At 61.4% G+C, this 17,459-nt stretch carries 1 protein-coding gene (running past one end of the window); it reads right to left on the bottom strand.

Annotation, left to right across the window (positions count from 1 at the left end):
• A protein-coding gene (gene sypA / locus V476_RS24350) for a syringopeptin non-ribosomal peptide synthetase SypA (protein ID WP_051128937.1) crosses the window boundary here: on the bottom strand, positions 1-17,459 show its 5' portion. The gene continues 8,236 nt to the left of window position 1, outside the view; the window shows 17,459 of its 25,695 coding nt (coding positions 1-17,459); it begins with the start codon at positions 17,457-17,459; its stop codon lies beyond the left edge, outside the window.

Genomic DNA, 17,459 nt, shown 5'->3' with positions numbered 1-17,459 from the left:
ATGTAGGCGCAGATGCGCCGCGCATCAATACCGGTCACAGCCTGCACATTCAGCCTGAAACCCGTACCCAGGTCATCGACGTTCACAATCAACGGATAGTTGGTTCGCTCTTCACTGCTCAGGGCATGGATACCCTGCCAGGCCTGGGTGTCCCGCTCGGGGACGTTGCCAACCGCACTGTGGCGGTAGTTGAGTAGCGCATTGAACAATGGCAGCGGCGCGGCCACGCCACTGCAACGCTGGGCGAGCACCAGCGGCGCATGCTCGTGACCGAGTAAGGCCGTCAGTCGCTCGTGAGTCGCTTTTAAACCCTCGACCACTGTTATCGCACCGACGTCCACGCGCAGGGGCAACGTATTGATGAACATGCCCAAGGCACGGTCGGCACCCTCACTGCTCTGCATCCGGCCCATCAACACTGTGCCGAACACTACGTCGCGCTTGTCCGACAAATTGCCCAGCACCTGGGCCCAGGCCAGATGCACCAGGCTGGCGGCACTCACACCCTGTTGCCGGGCCTGAGCTCGCAGGCGCAGATTCAGTTGGGCGTCCAGCACCAGGCTGGCTTCTTCAATATCACGACCGTCGCCCTGCACATTCCCCAGGCCGAACGGCAGCGTCGGCTCGTCGATATCGCCCAGCATGTCGCGGAAGAACGTTTCGTGATCTGCCTGGCTGACACTCAGGCGTGCCTGGGCCACATAGTTGCGGTATGGCACGGGCACCGACGCTGCCAAGGCTTCGGCCTCGTCAAGCAGACAGCTCTGTATTTCGTGCTTCACCACTTCCAGCGCGGCGTGGTCCAAGGCCATGTGATGGAACAGCAACATCGCGCAAATCCGCTGGTTGAGCGGATCTGCGGCATAGGCTACGCGCATCAGGGGAGCCTGACCGATGTCCAGACGGTAGTGACGCGGGTCGAAACGGCTGTGCAATTGCTCCGCGATACCACCGTTTGCCGGATCCAGTTCAAGCACTTCAAGGTGCAACCGGGCTTGACGCCAGACCACCTGGACCGGGGAGTCGAGACCTTGCCACACCACGCTGGTGCGCAGGATATCGTGGCGGTCGATAACTGTTTGCAGGGCGTGAACAAAGGCGTCCATGCGTTCGCGGTCGTCAAAGACGAACTGAGTCTGCAATACATAGGGGTCGCCGGTTTCGGCTGACAGGTGGTGATAGAGAATACCTTCCTGCAACGGCGCCAGCGGGTAGATGTCCTGCACATTGGCCACGCCGCCCGGCACGGTGGCTACGACTTGATCGATCTGCACCTGCGTCAGGTTGATCAACGGCAGCAGCTCAGGCGTAATTTGCTGGCAATCGTCATTAATGAGATTGGCCGGCACCACTATCTCCGTGCTACCACCGATTGCTGCGGCCAGCGCGGCCAGCGTGGGCTGGCCGAACAGCGCACGCACGTCGACGCTCAGGCCTAACTGGCGCATATGACCTATGAAACTGACTGCCAGCAGCGAGTGACCGCCCAGTTCGAAGAAGTTGTCGTGACGACCGACCTGCTCGACGCCCAGCAATTCTTGCCAGATAACCGCGATCTGCGTTTCGGTTTCGCCCTGCGGCGCTTCGTAGCCACGGCTGATCAGCGAGTCACTGTCGGGTGCTGGCAGTGCTTTGCGATCCAGCTTGCCGTTGGGGGTCAGCGGCAGCTTATCCAGCATCACGTAAATGGCTGGAACCATGTACTCCGGCAACCGTTGCTGCAAATGACTGCGCAGGCTGTCGATGTCCACTACGGTGTGCCCGGCCGCCAAGGTGTAATAGGCCACCAGACGCTTTTCGCCGGGAATGTCTTCGCGAGCCGTCACCACCGCTTCATGGACGGCCGGGTGTTTAGCCAGACGCGCATCGATCTCGCCCAGTTCGATACGGAAGCCACGGATCTTCACCTGATCATCGTTACGGCCCAGGTATTCGATATTGCCGTCTGGCAGATAGCGACCCAAGTCGCCAGTGCGGTACATGCGTGCCGCTGGGTTTTGGCTGAACGGGTCCTTGAGGAAGCGTTCGGCAGTCAGGTCGTCACGGTTCAGGTAGCCACGGGCAACACCGGCACCGCCGATGTAGATCTCGCCCACAACACCCAGGGGGACGGGCTGTTGCTGTTGGTCCAGCAGGTAAAACTGCGTATTGCCAACCGGTTTGCCGATATGAGGAGCGAAGCCGTCTTCGCGATCCATGGCCACCCAGCTTGAATAGGTGGTGGTTTCAGACGGGCCATACAGGTTGCACAGGCGCTGCACGCCAGTCTTCTCGAACAGCGATTCCACCAGGCTGCGCTTGAGCGCTTCACCGGCCACGTTCACCGTGTGAACCGTTGCCGGCAGACCGTCAACGTCCAGTAGTGCTTTCAGCGCCGACGGTACCGTGTTGATCAGGCCGATATCGTGCTCGCCGTGTTGCAGTTCAAGGACGTTTTTAACGACTTCGATGCTGCCTCCCGACGTTAGCGGCGCAAAGCACTCGTAGACCGCAAGATCGAAGTTCAGCGAGGTAGAGAAGAGTGTTTTTTCCAGAGCAGACGCATCGAAAGCACTATGCGCCCAGCTCAGGAAGTTCACGGTGTTGCGGTGTTCGATCATCACGCCTTTCGGCAAGCCGGTCGAACCCGAGGTGTAGATCAGGTAGGCCAGATGTGCGGAAGTCAGCCCCGGTACCTGCGGATTCTGGACGGATTCGTCCTGCCAATCGCTCAGATCAAGATTGATCACAGGCACCGAAACGTCGGCTAGCAAGCCCTGAGTAGCTGTTTGAACCAAAACTGCCGCCGGAGCGCTGTCCTGCAACATGTACGCAATACGTTCCGCTGGATAAGCCGGGTCGAGCGGCACGTAGCCACCACCCGTCTTGAGAATCGCCAGCAAACCGACGACCATTTCTGCGCTGCGTTCTACACAGATACCGACTCTGGAATCCGGCTGCACACCCTGCTTACGCAAGGCATGGGCAAGACGGTTGGCCTGCTCGTTCAGCTCGTGGTACGTCAGGCGCTGTTCGCCGTGGACGACTGCCAGCGCTTCCGGTGTGTGCTCGGCTTGCGCTTCAAACAGGCCATGGATGGTCTGCTGTTGCGGATAGTCCAGCGCCGTGTCGTTGAACCCCAGCAGCAACTGCTCACGCTCGTCGGCAGGCAGGATCGGCAGGCTATCGAGGGCAGTGTCTGGTGATTGTTCCAGAGCGATAAGCAGATTTTTCAGTGCGGTCTGCATATAGCCGCAGACACGTCCGGCGCCAACCTTGCCGGTCACCAGCACCGACATTCTTAAGCTGTCACCCCGGTCATCGACGTTCAAGGTCAACGGATAGTTGGTCCTTTCCCCGCTGCTGAGCATGTCGATACCGCGCCAGGCCTCGATCGACTCATCGGAGGGTTCGGTCACGCCGCTGTGGCGGTAGTTGATCAGCGCGCTGAATAGGGGTAAGGGCGCTGCCACACCGCTGCAACGCTGCGCCAGCACCAACGGCGCGTGTTCGTGGCCAAGCAACGCGGTCAGGCGGGCATGAGTCGCCCGCACTCCGCCGCGAGCGCTCTGCCCCGCCATATCGACGCGTAACGGCAAGGTATTGATGAACATGCCCAACGCCCGTTCGGCGCCTTCGCCACTTTGCATACGGCCCATCAGCACGGTGCCGAATACCACCGTACGCTTGCTCGACACCTTGCCCAATACCTGAGCCCACGCCAGGTGCACCAGACTCGCGACGCTTACCCCCAATTGCCGTGCCTGAGCGCGCAGGCGCAGAGTGAGCCGACGGTCCAGAATCAGGTTGCTGTCTTCAATGTCGTGGCCATCACCCTGCACATCCAGCAGGCCGAACGGCAGCGTCGGCTCGTTAATGTCCCCCAGCAGCTCGCGGAAAAACGCTTCATGAGCTTCGCGGCTCATGCCCAGACGGGCTTGGGTCACATAGTTGCGATACGGTATCGCGGCGTCGAGCTGGTCCGCTTTGCCGAGTAGCCGGGCTTGCATGTCATTAAGCACAACGTCCATCGATTTGTGGTCGAGAACCATGTGATGGAACAGCAATATCGCCACCCAACGCTGGTTGGGCTGGTCTTCGGCGAAGGACAGTTGCAACAGCGGTGCCTGGCTCATGTCTAGCCTTGAGTGACGAGGGTCGAAGCGCTGTTGCAACTGATCCATGACCTGGCCATCGGCCGGATCGAGTTCGACCTGCTCCAGAAACAGCAGAGCCTGACGACAGACCACCTGCATCGGTGTTGCCAGACCTTGCCAAAGCACCGCAGTGCGCAGGATGTCGTGACGGTCGATCACACTTTGCAAGGCATCGACAAAGGCGTTCAGACGCTCGCGGTCAGCAAAGGCGAACTGCGTCTGTAACACATAGGGGTCGCCGACCTCGGCGGCCAGATGGTGATAGAGAATGCCTTCCTGCAGCGGCGCCAGCGGGTAGATATCCTGCACATTCGCCGCGCCGCCTGGCACGCTGGCGACAATGAGGTCAATGGCGGCCTGATCGAGATCGGCCAGCGGCAGCATCTCCGGCGTGATGCGCATGCAGTCGTCGGAGATAGCATTTTCGGGGACTGTTACTTCACTTGCGCCGCCGCCCACGGCCGCAGCCAGCGCGGCGAGGGTCGGCTGGCTGAACAGTACGCGAACGTCTGCGCTCAAGCCGGCCTGGCGCATACGTTCGATCAGGCTGACGGCCAGCAGCGAATGCCCGCCCAACTCAAAGAAATGGTCATGTCGACCGACTTGCTCAACCTGGAGCACTTCGGCCCAGATCGTCGCCAGCAGGTTTTCCACTTCACCTTGCGGCGCTTCGTAGCCACGGCTGATCAATGCCTGCGCATCCGGTTCGGGCAGCGCTTTACGGTCAAGTTTGCCGTTGGTTGTCAGCGGTAGTGCATCGAGGCGCACATAGGCTGCGGGCACCATATAGTCCGGCAGGCGGGTTTGCAGATGGCTGCGCAGTGTCTCTATTTCCAGTGTTCGCTGAGCCTCATGCACAGTGAAATAGGCCACCAGGCGTTTCTCTCCTGCGTCCTGTCGCACCAGCAGCGCTACTTCGTGTACCGCAGGGTGTGTGGCCAGAACGGCCTCGATTTCGCTCAGCTCAATGCGGAAACCGCGAAGTTTCACCTGGTCATCGTTACGGCCCAGGTATTCGATGTTGCCGTCTGGCAGATACCGGCCAAGATCGCCGGTACGGTACATGCGTGCCGCTGGTCGCTGGCTGAACGGATCCTGCAGGAAGCGTTCGGCGGTCAGTTCGTCACGGTTCAGGTAGCCCCGCGCTACACCGGCGCCGCCGATGTAGATCTCGCCCGCAACGCCCAGGGGGACGGGCCGTTGCCGTTCGTTCAGCAGGTAAAACTGCGTATTGCCAACCGGTTTGCCGATATGAGGAGCGAAACCGTCTTCGCGATCCATCGCTACCCAGCTTGAGTACGTGGTGGTTTCCGACGGGCCATAAAGGTTGCACAGGCGCTGCACGCCGGTTTTTTCGAACAGGTTTTCCACCAGACTGCGCTTGAGGGCCTCCCCGGCCACATTCACGGTGTGGACCGACGTCGGCAGTCCTTCTACATCCAGCAAGGCCTTGAGCGCCGACGGCACGGTGTTGATCAGGCCGATATCATGTTCGCCGTGTTGCAGTTCCAGAATATTTTTAACCACCTCGATCCTGCCGCCCGAGGTGAGTGGCGCAAGGCACTCGTAGACGGCGAGGTCGAAGTTCAGCGAGGTGGCAAACAGTGTTTTTTCCAGCACAGAAGCGTCGAAGGCTTTGTGCGCCCAGGTCAGGAAGTTAACGGTGTTGCGGTGCTCGATCATCACGCCTTTCGGCAGACCGGTGGAGCCCGAGGTGTAGATCAGGTAGGCCAGGTGCGCCGAAGTCAGCCCCGCCACGTGCGGATTCTGGACGGATTCGTCCTGCCAATCGCTCAGATCAAAATTGATGACGGGCATCGAAATATCGGCCAGCAAGCCCTGAGTAGCGGTGTGAGCCAGCACGGCTGCCGGAGCGCTGTCCTGCAACATATAAGCAATACGTTCCGCTGGATAAGCCGGGTCGAGCGGCACATAACCGCCGCCCGCCTTGAGAATCGCCAGCAACCCGACGACCATTTCCACGCCTCGTTCGACACAGATCCCGACTCGCGAATCCGGTTGCACTCCCTTTTTACGAAGGGCATGGGCCAGGCGGTTGGCTTGCTCGTTGAGTTGGCGATAGCTAAGGCGCTGTTCACCGTGAACCACTGCTACAGCATCCGGCGTGCGCTCGACCTGCGCTTCGAACATCCCGTGAATGGTCTGTTGGTGCGGATAATCCAGCGCGGTGTTATTGAACCCCACCAGCAACTGCTCGCGCTCCTCGGCAGGCAGGATCGACAACTCTTGTAAGGAGGCTTGTGGTGTCTGCTCCAGCGCCGTTACCAGGGTTTCCAGCGCCATCTGCATGTAATTGCAGACGCGTTTGGCGCCGATTGACGAAGTGACCAACGCCGTGAGGCTGAACCCCTCACCCAGGTCATCGACGTTCAACGTCAATGGATAGTTGGTGCGTTCTTCGCTGTTCAGGGCATAAATGCCCTCCCAGGCCTGGGCGGTCCGTTCTGAAACGCTGCCAGGCACACTGTGGCGGTAGTTGAGCAGAGCGCTAAACAATGGCAGTGGCGCGGCCACACCACTGCATCGCTGGGCGAGCACCAGCGGTGCATGCTCGTGGCCGAGCAAGGCAGTCAGTCGCTCGTGAGTCGTTTTTAATCCCTCGACCACTGTTATCGCACCGACATCCACGCGCAGTGGCAACGTGTTAATGAACATGCCCATGGCGCGGTCAGCGCCCTCACCGCTCTGCATACGGCCCATCAATACCGTGCCGAACACCACGTCACACTTGCTCGATACATTGCCCAACACCTGGCCCCAGGCCAGATGCACCAGGCTGGCGGCACTTACACCCTGCTGCCTTGCCTGAGCCCGCAGGCGCTGATCCAGCCGGGCGTCCAGCGTCAGGCTGGCTCCTTCGATATCACGACCGTCGCCCTGCACATCCTGCAGGCCGAACGGCAGGGTCGGTTCTTCGATGTCGCCAAGCATCTTGCGGAAGAACGTTTCGTGACCGGCCTGGCTGACACCCAGGCGTGCCTGGGCCACGTAGTTGCGATACGGCACCGGCACCGACGCTGCCAAGGCATCGGCCTCGCCGAGCAACCCGCTCTGTATTTCATGCTTCAACACTTCCAGTGCCACATGGTCGAGGGCCATGTGATGAAACAGCAACATCGCCAGCCAGCGGTCGTTGAGCGGATCATGGCTGAAGACAATGCGCATCAGGGGCGCGTGACGCACATCGAGGCGGTAATGCCGGGGATCGAAGCGCTCGTGCAATTGCTCATCAACCGGGCCGTCTGCCGGGTCGAGGAGCAACTCCGTGACTTGCAGTTCAGCTTGACGCAGCACCACTTGCACCGGTTCATCGAAACCTTGCCACAGCACGGCGGTACGCAGGATATCGTGCCGGTTGATCACGCCTTGCAAGGCGCCGCTGAAAGCGTCCAGTCGTGTCCGGTCAGATATCTCGAACAGCGCTTTCAAGGTGTAGGGGTCGCCCCCTTCTGTACTGATGTGGTGGTAGAGAATCCCTGCCTGCAGAGGCGCCAATGGATAGATATCCTGCACATTCGCCATGCCGCCCGACACGCTGGCAGCTATCTGATCGATCTGCATTTGGCTCAGGCTGATCAGCGGCAACAGTTCAGGGGTGATGTATTCACAATGTTCGGGAATCAGATTGGCCGGCACCACAACTTCCGTGCCACCACCGACCGCAGCTGCCAGCGCCGCCACGGTCGGCTGGCTGAACAGCACGCGAACGTCGGCACTCAGGCCGACCTGGCGCATACGTTCGATCAGCGTCACCGCCAGCAGCGAGTGGCCACCCAGTTCGAAGAAGTGATCATGGCGACCCACCTGCTCGACCTTGAGTACGTCTGCCCAGATTGAGGCCAGCAGGGTTTCGAGCTCGCCTTGTGGTGCTTCGTAACCATGGCTGATCAGCGACTGTGCGTCCGGCGCTGGCAGCGCCTTGCGATCGAGCTTGCCGTTCGCAGTTAGCGGCAGCGCATCGAGCTGCACGTAAGCTGCCGGCACCATATAGTCCGGCAATGTGCCTTGCAGGTGGCTGCGCAGAAACTCAATATCGAGCACGTTTTCGGGCTGCCGCGCCGTGACATAGGCCACCAGACGCTTTTCGCCGGGCACGTCTTCGCGGGCCATGACCACGGCTTCGCGTACATTGGCGTGTTCGGCCAGACGTGCTTCGATTTCACCCAGCTCCACGCGCAAGCCGCGGATTTTCACCTGATCATCGTTACGCCCCAAATAGTCGAGAGTGCCATCGGCATTCCAGCGTGCCAGGTCGCCGGTGCGGTACATCCGTGCGTCGGCGCCGGCGTGGAACGGATCACGCAGGAAACGCTCGGCGGTCATCTCCGGCCGATTCAGATAGCCCCGCGCCACGCCTTCCCCGGCGACGTACAGCTCGCCCGCCACGCCCAGCGGCACCAGTTGTTGATGCTCGTCGAGCAGGTACACGCGGGTGTTGGCAATCGGTGTGCCGATGTCGAGGCTGCCGTCGGGTAGCAAACGCCCGGAGGTGGCAACCACCGTGGCCTCGGTCGGGCCGTAGTTGTTGATGACGGCAAAACCCGGATCGCGCTGGAACTGGCGCAAGCGGTCGCCACCGATCAACAGCGTGCGCAAGGTGGGGTGAGACAAATTGCGGCTGAAGGCGTACTCGGCGACCGGTGTTGGCAGGAAGGCCACCTGCAGCGGCTGGGCAACCCACCAATCAAGCAGCGCATCGATGTGTTCATTGCTCACCTCCGCAGGAGGCAGGTGCAGGGTTGCCCCGGCACACAGCGCGGGCCAGACTTCCCAGGCCATGGCGTCAAAGCCGAAGCCGGCGACGCTGGCGGTATGACTGCCAGCTTGGAGATCGAAGGTCTGGCAATGCCAGTCGATCAGATTGCCGAGAGTGCGGTGCTCGACCATCACGCCCTTTGGCTGACCTGTAGAGCCGGAGGTGTAGATCACGTAAGCCAGATGCGTGGCGTTGAGCCCGGCCACCTGCGGGTTTTCCAGGCGTTGCGGCCATTCAGGCCGGTCGAAGGCGATGACCGGTGCAGCCGTTTCCGGCACACGGCTCATCAGGGCCTGCTGGGTCAGCACTACTTTGGGTGCGCTGTCGGTCAGCAGATAGGCAATGCGCTCGTCAGGGTGCGACGGATCAACCGGGACGTAGCCGGCGCCGGCCTTGAGCACGGCGAGCATGGCCACCAGCGTGTCCAGACCACGACGGGCCATGACCGCCACGCGATCATCGATACCTACGCCGAGACTGATCAGGTGATGGGCCAGTGCGTTGGCGCGATGGTTCAACTCGCCGTAGTGCAGGCACTGTTCGCCCACCTGGGCTGCCACACCTTCAGGTGTGCTGGCCGCCCGGGCTTCGATCATGGCGTGCACGGTCTGCAGCCGTGGGTAGTCCTGCGCGGTGTCGTTGAACGCCAACAGCAGTTGTTGCCGCTCGGTTTCCGGCACCACCGGCAGGCCGCAAACGGCTGAATCCGGGGCGGATTCAAGGGCTTCGACCAAGTGAATCAAGGCGGTCTGCATGTAATCGCAGACCCGCTGGCCATCGAAACCAGTTGCCACCTGCACGCTCAACAGGAAGCCTTCGCCTTGATCGTCCACCGACAGACTCAACGGGTAGTTGGTCCGTTCGCGGACGCCGAGCACCTGAGCATCCGCCCACCGCTCGCCACCGCTTGCTTCGCGCGCCGGGCTATGGCGGTAGTTGAGCAGCGCGCTGAACAGCGGCGACGTTGCGCAAACCGCGCTGCAACGTTGAGCCAGCACCAATGGTGCATGTTCGTGGCCGAGTAATGCAGTCAAACGATTATGGGTCAGGCGCACGGCCTGACGTACGCCGCCGGTACCGACATCGACCCGCAGCGGCAAGGTATTGATGAACATCCCCAGCGCGCGGTCGGCGCCCAGGCCGCCTTGCATACGTCCCAGCAACACGGTGCCGAAGACCACGTCTTCACGTCCACTGGCGGCGCCCAGCACTCTTGCCCAGGCCAGGTGGTGCAGGCTTGCTGCGCTCACCCCCAGTTGCCGAGCCTGAGTGCGTAGACGTTGACACAGATCAGCCGGAAGATCATGGCGAACCTCCTTGACGCCCTGCCCGTCACCCTGCACCTCAAGCAGGCCGAACGGCAGCGTCGGTTCATCGACATCACCGAGCATCTCGCGGAAAAACGCTTCGTGTTGCTCGCGACTCACGCCCAGACGGGCCTGACCCACGTAATTCCGGTAAGGCATCGCCGGCGGCAGTTGCGCCGCAGTGCCTTGCAAGTGGGCGAGCATTTCTGCGCTCATCACGTCCAGCGCGGTGTGGTCGAGGGCAATGTGGTGGAACAGCAGGATTGCTACCCAGCGCTGGTTCTCCGAGTCCTCGGCAAAGGCCAGGTGAATCAGCGGGGCCTGCCTGAGATCGAGGCGGCACTCGCGTGGATCAAAGCGGCGTTGCAGCTCAGCGACGATATCGCCGCCGTCCGGGGCCAGGGTGATCTGCTCCATCGACAACTCGACCCGGCGCAGAGCGACTTGCAGCGGGTGCTCCAGATCTTCCCAGACCAGCGCCGTGCGCAGGATGTCATGGCGATCCATCATCGCCTGCAAGCCTTCGGCAAAACGTCGTACGTGCGCCGGTTTATGCAGGGCGAAGGTCGCTTGCAGCAGATACGGGTCGCCTTTTTCGGCCGCAATATGATGGTAAAGAATGCCTTCCTGCAACGGCGCCAGCGGGTAGATGTCCTGCACGTTCGCCGCGCCACCGGGAACGCCGGCGGCGATGCGCTCGATACTCGCCTGGTCCAGCGTAGTGAGGGTCAGCATGTCCGGTGTGATGTGTGTGCAGCCCTCGGGAATGCCATTGGCGGGCACTTCGATCTCGATGCCGCCGCCCACCGCCGCCGCGAGTGCGGCAAGGGTCGGCTGGCCGAACAGGACGCGCACATCGGCGCTCAGGCCAGCCTGACGCATACGCTCAATCAGCTTCACCGCGAGCAGTGAATGACCGCCCAGTTCGAAGAAATGGTCCTGCCGACCGACCCGCTCCACACTCAGTACTTCGCACCAGAGCGCGGCCAGCGTGGTTTCGGTATCGCCGAGTGGCGCCTGATAGTCGCGACTGACGAAGGCATCGGCAGAGGGCTGCGGCAACGCGCGACGATCCAGTTTGCCATTGGGCGACACCGGCAGTTTTTCCAGGTGTACATAGGCCGCCGGGATCATGTAGTCAGGCAGCAGAGCCTGTAAGTGCAGGCGCATCTGGTCGGCCTGGGGCACAACCTGGCCGGCCTGCACGCTGAAATACGCCACCAGGCGCTTTTCACCTGGAACGTCTTCGCGGGCCAGCACTGCCGTATCGCGCAGGCCTGGATATTGACCAAGGCGTGCCTCGATTTCCCCCAGTTCGATACGAAAGCCACGCACCTTGATCTGATCGTCGTTACGGCCCAGGTAAACAATCCTGCCGTCCGCCTGCCAGCAGGCAAGGTCGCCGGTCTTATACAGGCGCGCGTGTGGGTTGCCGACATCGTTGCTCGCAAACGGATCAGCGATAAAGCGTTCGGCGCTCAGGTCATGGCGGTTCAGGTAGCCACGGGCGACAGATGCGCCACCGATGTACAGTTCACCCGCGACGCCCACCGGCACCGGGCGCATGTGTTCGTCGAGCAGGTAGATGCGTGTATTGGCCACCGGCTGGCCGATGCTCGGCAAGGTCGGCCAGGCCTGTGGATCGCCATCGAGAGTCAGCGCCGTGACCACGTGGGACTCGGTTGGGCCATAGTGATTATGCAGGCGGGCATCGCTCAGACGGGCGAATAACTGCCGCATCGGTTCGGTGATTCGCAGTTGTTCACCCGCAGTGATCACGTCCTGCAACAGGCACTCAGGCTGTTCAGGCTCGTCAACCACGGCTTCGGCCAATGCCTGCAGGGCAATACACGGCATGTACAGGCGTTCGATACGCTGCTCGCAGATATGCTCGAACAGGCGGCGGAAATTCAGACGAGTATCAGCGTGGATCAGCGACAGCTCGCCACCTGCGCACAAAGTGCTGAAGATTTCCTGAAAGGCCACATCAAAACCCAGCGCCGCGAACTGCAAGGTACGCTGCTTCGGGCGACGGTCCTCGACAGCCTGGGCAATCTGCCAATGCATCAGGTTGACCAGCGGTGCATGGGGCATGGCCACGCCTTTTGGCTGACCGGTAGAGCCCGAGGTGTAGATCAGGTACGCCAGGTGCTGCGCGCCAAGCCCTGCGAGCTGCGGGTTGGTTGCCGACGCGCGGTCGATACCGCTCTCGGCGCGGGCGTCAGCTTCCAGCAGCAACACCGGCATGGCGGCCTGCGCAAAGCGCTCGCGCAAACCACGTTGGGTCAGCAGTATTTTCGGTGCGCTGTCCTCAAGCATGTAGGCCAGGCGTTCTTCAGGGTAAGAAGGGTCGAGTGGCACGTAGCCTGCGCCGGCCTTGAGAATGCCCACCAGGCCGGCGATCATTTCCAGACTGCGTTCCACACAGATCGCTACGCGGTCATCAGCGCCAACGCCTGCAGCGATCAACCGATGGGCAATCTGGTTGGCCCACTGATTGAGCTCGGCGTAACTCAGGCGCTGGCCTTCGTAGGTGACCGCCACCGAATCGGGCTGTGCAGCCGCCTGGGCCTCGAACAGCTGGTGCAGCAAAAGGTCTTGCGGGTAGGCGCTATCGAACGCGTTGAAGTCTTCCAGCAATTGGCGACGCTCGTGCGCGGGCAGCCAGTCGAGGCTGTGCAAGGCAGCATCGGGCCGGTTGTCCAGCGCGTCGGCCAGTTGTTCCAGCACCGTGTGCATGTAACCGCAGATGCGCCGGGCATCGATTCCGGCCACCGCCTGAACGGTCAGGCCGAAGGAGTCGCCGAGGTCGTCCACCGATAACGACAGTGGGTAGTTGGTGCGTTCTTCACCACCGAGTACCTCGACACCGCCCCAGAGTCTGGTCTGCCCAGCCTCTTGGGGTGTCTGGGCGCCGACCGCGACATGGCGGTAGTTCATCAGCGCACTGAATAACGGTGTCGGTGCTGCTACGCCGCTGCATCCCTGGGCCAGTGACAACGGTGCATGCTCATGACTGACCAACGCCGCCAACCGGGCGTGGGTGGTGCGCACTGCAGCCTCGATGCCCTGCTCTCCGGCAGCGACGCGCAATGGCAAGGTATTGATAAACATGCCCAGGGCCCGCTCGGCGCCTTGACCACTGAGCAGGCGGCCCATCAACACGGTACCGAACACCACGTCCTGACGCCCCGACAGGCGCCCGACCACCTGGGCCCAGGCGAGGTGATGCAGGCTGGCATTACTGACGCCCAGGCGCCGCGCATGGGCGCGCAGACGTCCGGCCAGTTTCGGCTCAACCGGCAATAGCGCTTCGTCGACTCCGCTGCCGTCGCCTTGCACGTCTTGCAGGCCAAACGGCAGGGTCGGCTCGTCAACATCTGCGAGCATGTCGCGGAAAAACGCCTCATACTCCTCGCGGTTCACGCTCAGTCGCGCCTGAGCCACATGATTGCGATACGGCACCGACGCTGGCAGATGGTCGCCGCGCCCCTGTCTGAACGCCTCGATCTCTGCGCCCAGCAAGGCCAGCGATGTGGCGTCGTCGATCAGGTGATGGAACAGCAGCACCGCAACCCAGCTTTGGTCGACGGGATCTTCGGCGTAGTGCAGGCGCATCATCGGGGCCTGATGCAGGTCCATACGTATCCGCCGTGGATCGAACTGTGCCTGCAACTGGGCCGCAACATCCCCTTGATCCGGGTGCGGTAAAAACGCCTCGACCCGCAGCCGTGCCTGACGCCAGACCACCTGCACCGGCTCGTCGAGTTCTTCCCAGGCCACAGCCGTGCGCAGAATGTCGTGACGATCGATGACTTGCTGCAAGGCTTCCGTAAAGTCCAGCAACTGCTCGAAGCTATCGACCCGCAACAAGGCCTGCAACAGGTATGGATCACCCTCCTCATTCGCCAAATGGTGGTAGAGGATGCCTTCCTGCAACGGCACAAGCCCATAGATATCCTGCACATTACTCACACCGCCCGGCACGCTGGCGACCACCCGGTCGATCTGGGCCTGGGTGAGCGCGGCCAAAGGCAGCATGTCCGGGGTAATGTGCCGGCAATAGGCGGGAATCTTATTGGTGGGCGCCTGCACCTCTGTGACCTTGCCGCTGGCCGCCGCCAGCGAGGCCAGGGTTGGTTGGCCGAACAGTACGCGCACGTCGGCATTCAGACCGATATCGCGCATGCGTTCGATCAGTTTCACCGCCAGCATCGAATGTCCACCCAGCTCGAAGAACTGGTCATGACGGCCTACCTGCTCGACGCCCAGCAACTCGGTCCACAACCCGGCCAGGCGGATTTCCGTCAGGCCTTGTGGTGCCTCGTATTGACGCCGGGCATAAGCTTCGGCTGAGGGCAGCGGCAGTGCCTTGCGGTCGAGCTTGCCATTGGCGGTCAGCGGGAATGCCTCCAGACTGACAAAAGCGCTTGGCAGCATGTGCTCGGCGAGCGACAGGCGCAGCTGTTCACGCAAATAGGTAGCGTCGGGTTCCAGGTCTGCTGTGCCGATGACATACGCCACCAGACGCTTGTCGCCCGGTTCGTCTTCACGCACCACGACCACAGCTTCGCGCACGCCTTGGCAGGCGCTCAATTGAGCTTCGATCTCGCCCAGCTCGATACGGAAACCGCGAATCTTTACCTGCTCGTCGTTGCGGCCCAGGTATTCCAGGCTGCCGTCCGGCAACCAGCGACCCAGATCGCCAGAGCGGTACATCCGCGCGCCCGGTTCCGAAGCAAATGGATCATCGAGAAAGCGCGTCGCGTTCAATTCATCGCGATTGAGGTAGCCACGGGCCACGCCTGCCCCGCCGACGTACAACTCGCCCACCGCACCCGGCGGCAGCGGATGGCCATAGGCATCGAGCAGATGAAGTTGCAGGTCGGGAATGCGCTTGCCAATCGGGCTGGCGCCGACACGCTGCGCGTCTTCAGGCTGCAAGGGGTAGTAGGTAACGTGCACCGTGGTTTCGGTGATGCCGTACATATTTACCAGCTGCGTGTCAGCGTTCACGCTGCGGGCGTACCACGGCTTGAGCATCGCCGTATCCAGTGCTTCACCGCCGAAAATTACCTGGCGCAGCGAATGTGCCTGCTCCTTCTCTCCCTGGGCCGCAATCAGTTGGCGAAACGCACTCGGCGTCTGGTTGAGCACCGTAACACCTGCACTGCACAGCAGGTCGTGGAAGTCTTCAGGCGAACGGCTGACCAGTTGCGGCACGATCAGCAGACGTCCGCCGTGCAGCAGCGCGCCCCAGATTTCCCAGACTGAGAAGTCGAAGGCAAACGAGTGGAACAGCGCCCAAATATCCTGTTCATTGAAACCGAACCAGTCCCGGGTGGCCGAGAACAGTCGTGCAACGTTGCGATGCTCGACCATCACACCCTTGGGCAGGCCGGTGGAGCCGGAGGTGTAGATGACGTAGGCAAGGTCGCTGGGTTTGACCGTTACTTGCGGATTGCAGGCTCGTTCATCCTGCAAGTCGACATCGTCGAGATAGATCAGCGGTACATCCGACACCGGCAACGCCTGTTGTACTGATTGCTGGCTCAACAATGCTACCGGCGCACTGTCGCCGAGTGTGTAGGCCAGACGCTCAAGCGGGTAAGCAGGGTCCAGCGGCACGTAACCGGCGCCGGACTTGAGGATCCCCAGCAAGCCGATAATCATTGCCGGGCCGCGTTCGACGCAGATCGCCACGCGATCGTCCGGGCGTACACCCTGTGCCAGCAAACGATGCGCGACCTGGTTGGCACGCGCGTTGAGTTCACCGTAGCTCAGGGTCTGCCCTTCGAACATCAGCGCGACGGCGTCTGGTCGCTCTGCGGCGCGGGCTTCAAACTGCTGGTGGATCGTCAGGTACTCGGCGGAATGTGGCTGACCGGCATTCCACGTCCGAATCTGCAAGGCGTCGGTCTTGCTGATCAGCGAGAACTCATGCACCGGCAGTTGTTCGTTCGCCAGCCCCTGCTCCGTGACTTGCTGCAAGCGCTCGGCAAGCGGGACGATCTCGTCGTGCTGAAAATAGGCCTCGTTGTAGATGTAGTGCAGCCGCGATTCATTGTCGCAAGCGTTGCTGCGCAGGTGGATGGCCAGCGGTGTCTGCTCGTGGTTGTTTGAACACTTGAAGGCGCGGGCGCTTGCCTGACCGAAGCGAAGCAGTTGGTTTTGGCGCTCATAAGAAAACGTCAGGTCGAACAATTGCGTACGCTCGGCACGGCGCAATTCCAGCAAGCTGTTAAGGTCGCTGACCGGAAACCGCTGGTGGCGGTAATCCTGCTTGACTGCCCGACAGATGCCCTGGACCAGTTCAGCGAATGGCAGGTCGGGACTGAATTTCAGACGCACTGAACTGAGTTGGGTAAAAAGCCCCAGGGTCTTTTTGTAGCTGGCAGTGGAACGGTTGAGAATCGGCAAGCCGATGACCAGTTCATCACGCTGAAAGGCGCGGGTGAAGTACACGTACAGCACTGCCAGATGAACGTGGAACGACGAGGCGTTCAGTCGCAGGGCCAGCTCCTCGACCTGCTGCTCCAGGCCACGGTCCATGCCGTAGCTGAGGTGGCCGCTGCGGCTCGTCGCCGGGTACTGAATCCGAGCCTGGTGACGTGGCGCCAGCAATGGATCGGGGATGTCGCGGTATTTGTCCAGCCAATAGGCCTGATCGAGAGCAAAGCGTGGCGACTTGCGATACTGGCGGTCGTCCTCGATGAAATCGATATAGGACGGCGCCGCCAGCTCGGGCACGCGTTGATCGTGCAATACGTTGTAAAGCTCACTGACGGACGCACAGAGCCGATCGATGCCCCAGCCATCGAGTGCAATGTGGTGAGCATGAATCACGAAGTAGAAACGCTGTGCTTCGAGCTTGAGCAAATGTACTCGGAACAGTGGTCCACCTTCCAGCTTGAACGGTTGTTCAAGCTGAGCCTGCATCCAGTGTTCGGCTGCCTGACGCGGGTCGTCCCGCCCTTGCAGGTCAAACGGTGTCACAAGCATCGGCATGCTCGTGGCGAAGGTCTGCATCGGCACGCCTTCCTCGTCCCGCTCTTCGAGCAGGACCATGCGCAGTGCATCATGCTTCTCGATCAACAGGTCCACGGCTCGCTGGAATATCCCGGAATCGAAGGGGCCGTCGATCTCCACGTAGCCGCCGATGTTGTATAGCGGCGAGTCGCCCTGGGTCATCTGGTCCAGCCAGATATTGCGTTGGGCAGCGGTCAGGACAAATGCCAT

This window comes from Pseudomonas syringae KCTC 12500 (genome assembly GCF_000507185.2).
In the GTDB taxonomy this organism is placed as follows: Bacteria; Pseudomonadota; Gammaproteobacteria; order Pseudomonadales; family Pseudomonadaceae; genus Aquipseudomonas; species Aquipseudomonas syringae.
This window is presented reverse-complemented; position numbering and strand designations above follow the sequence as displayed.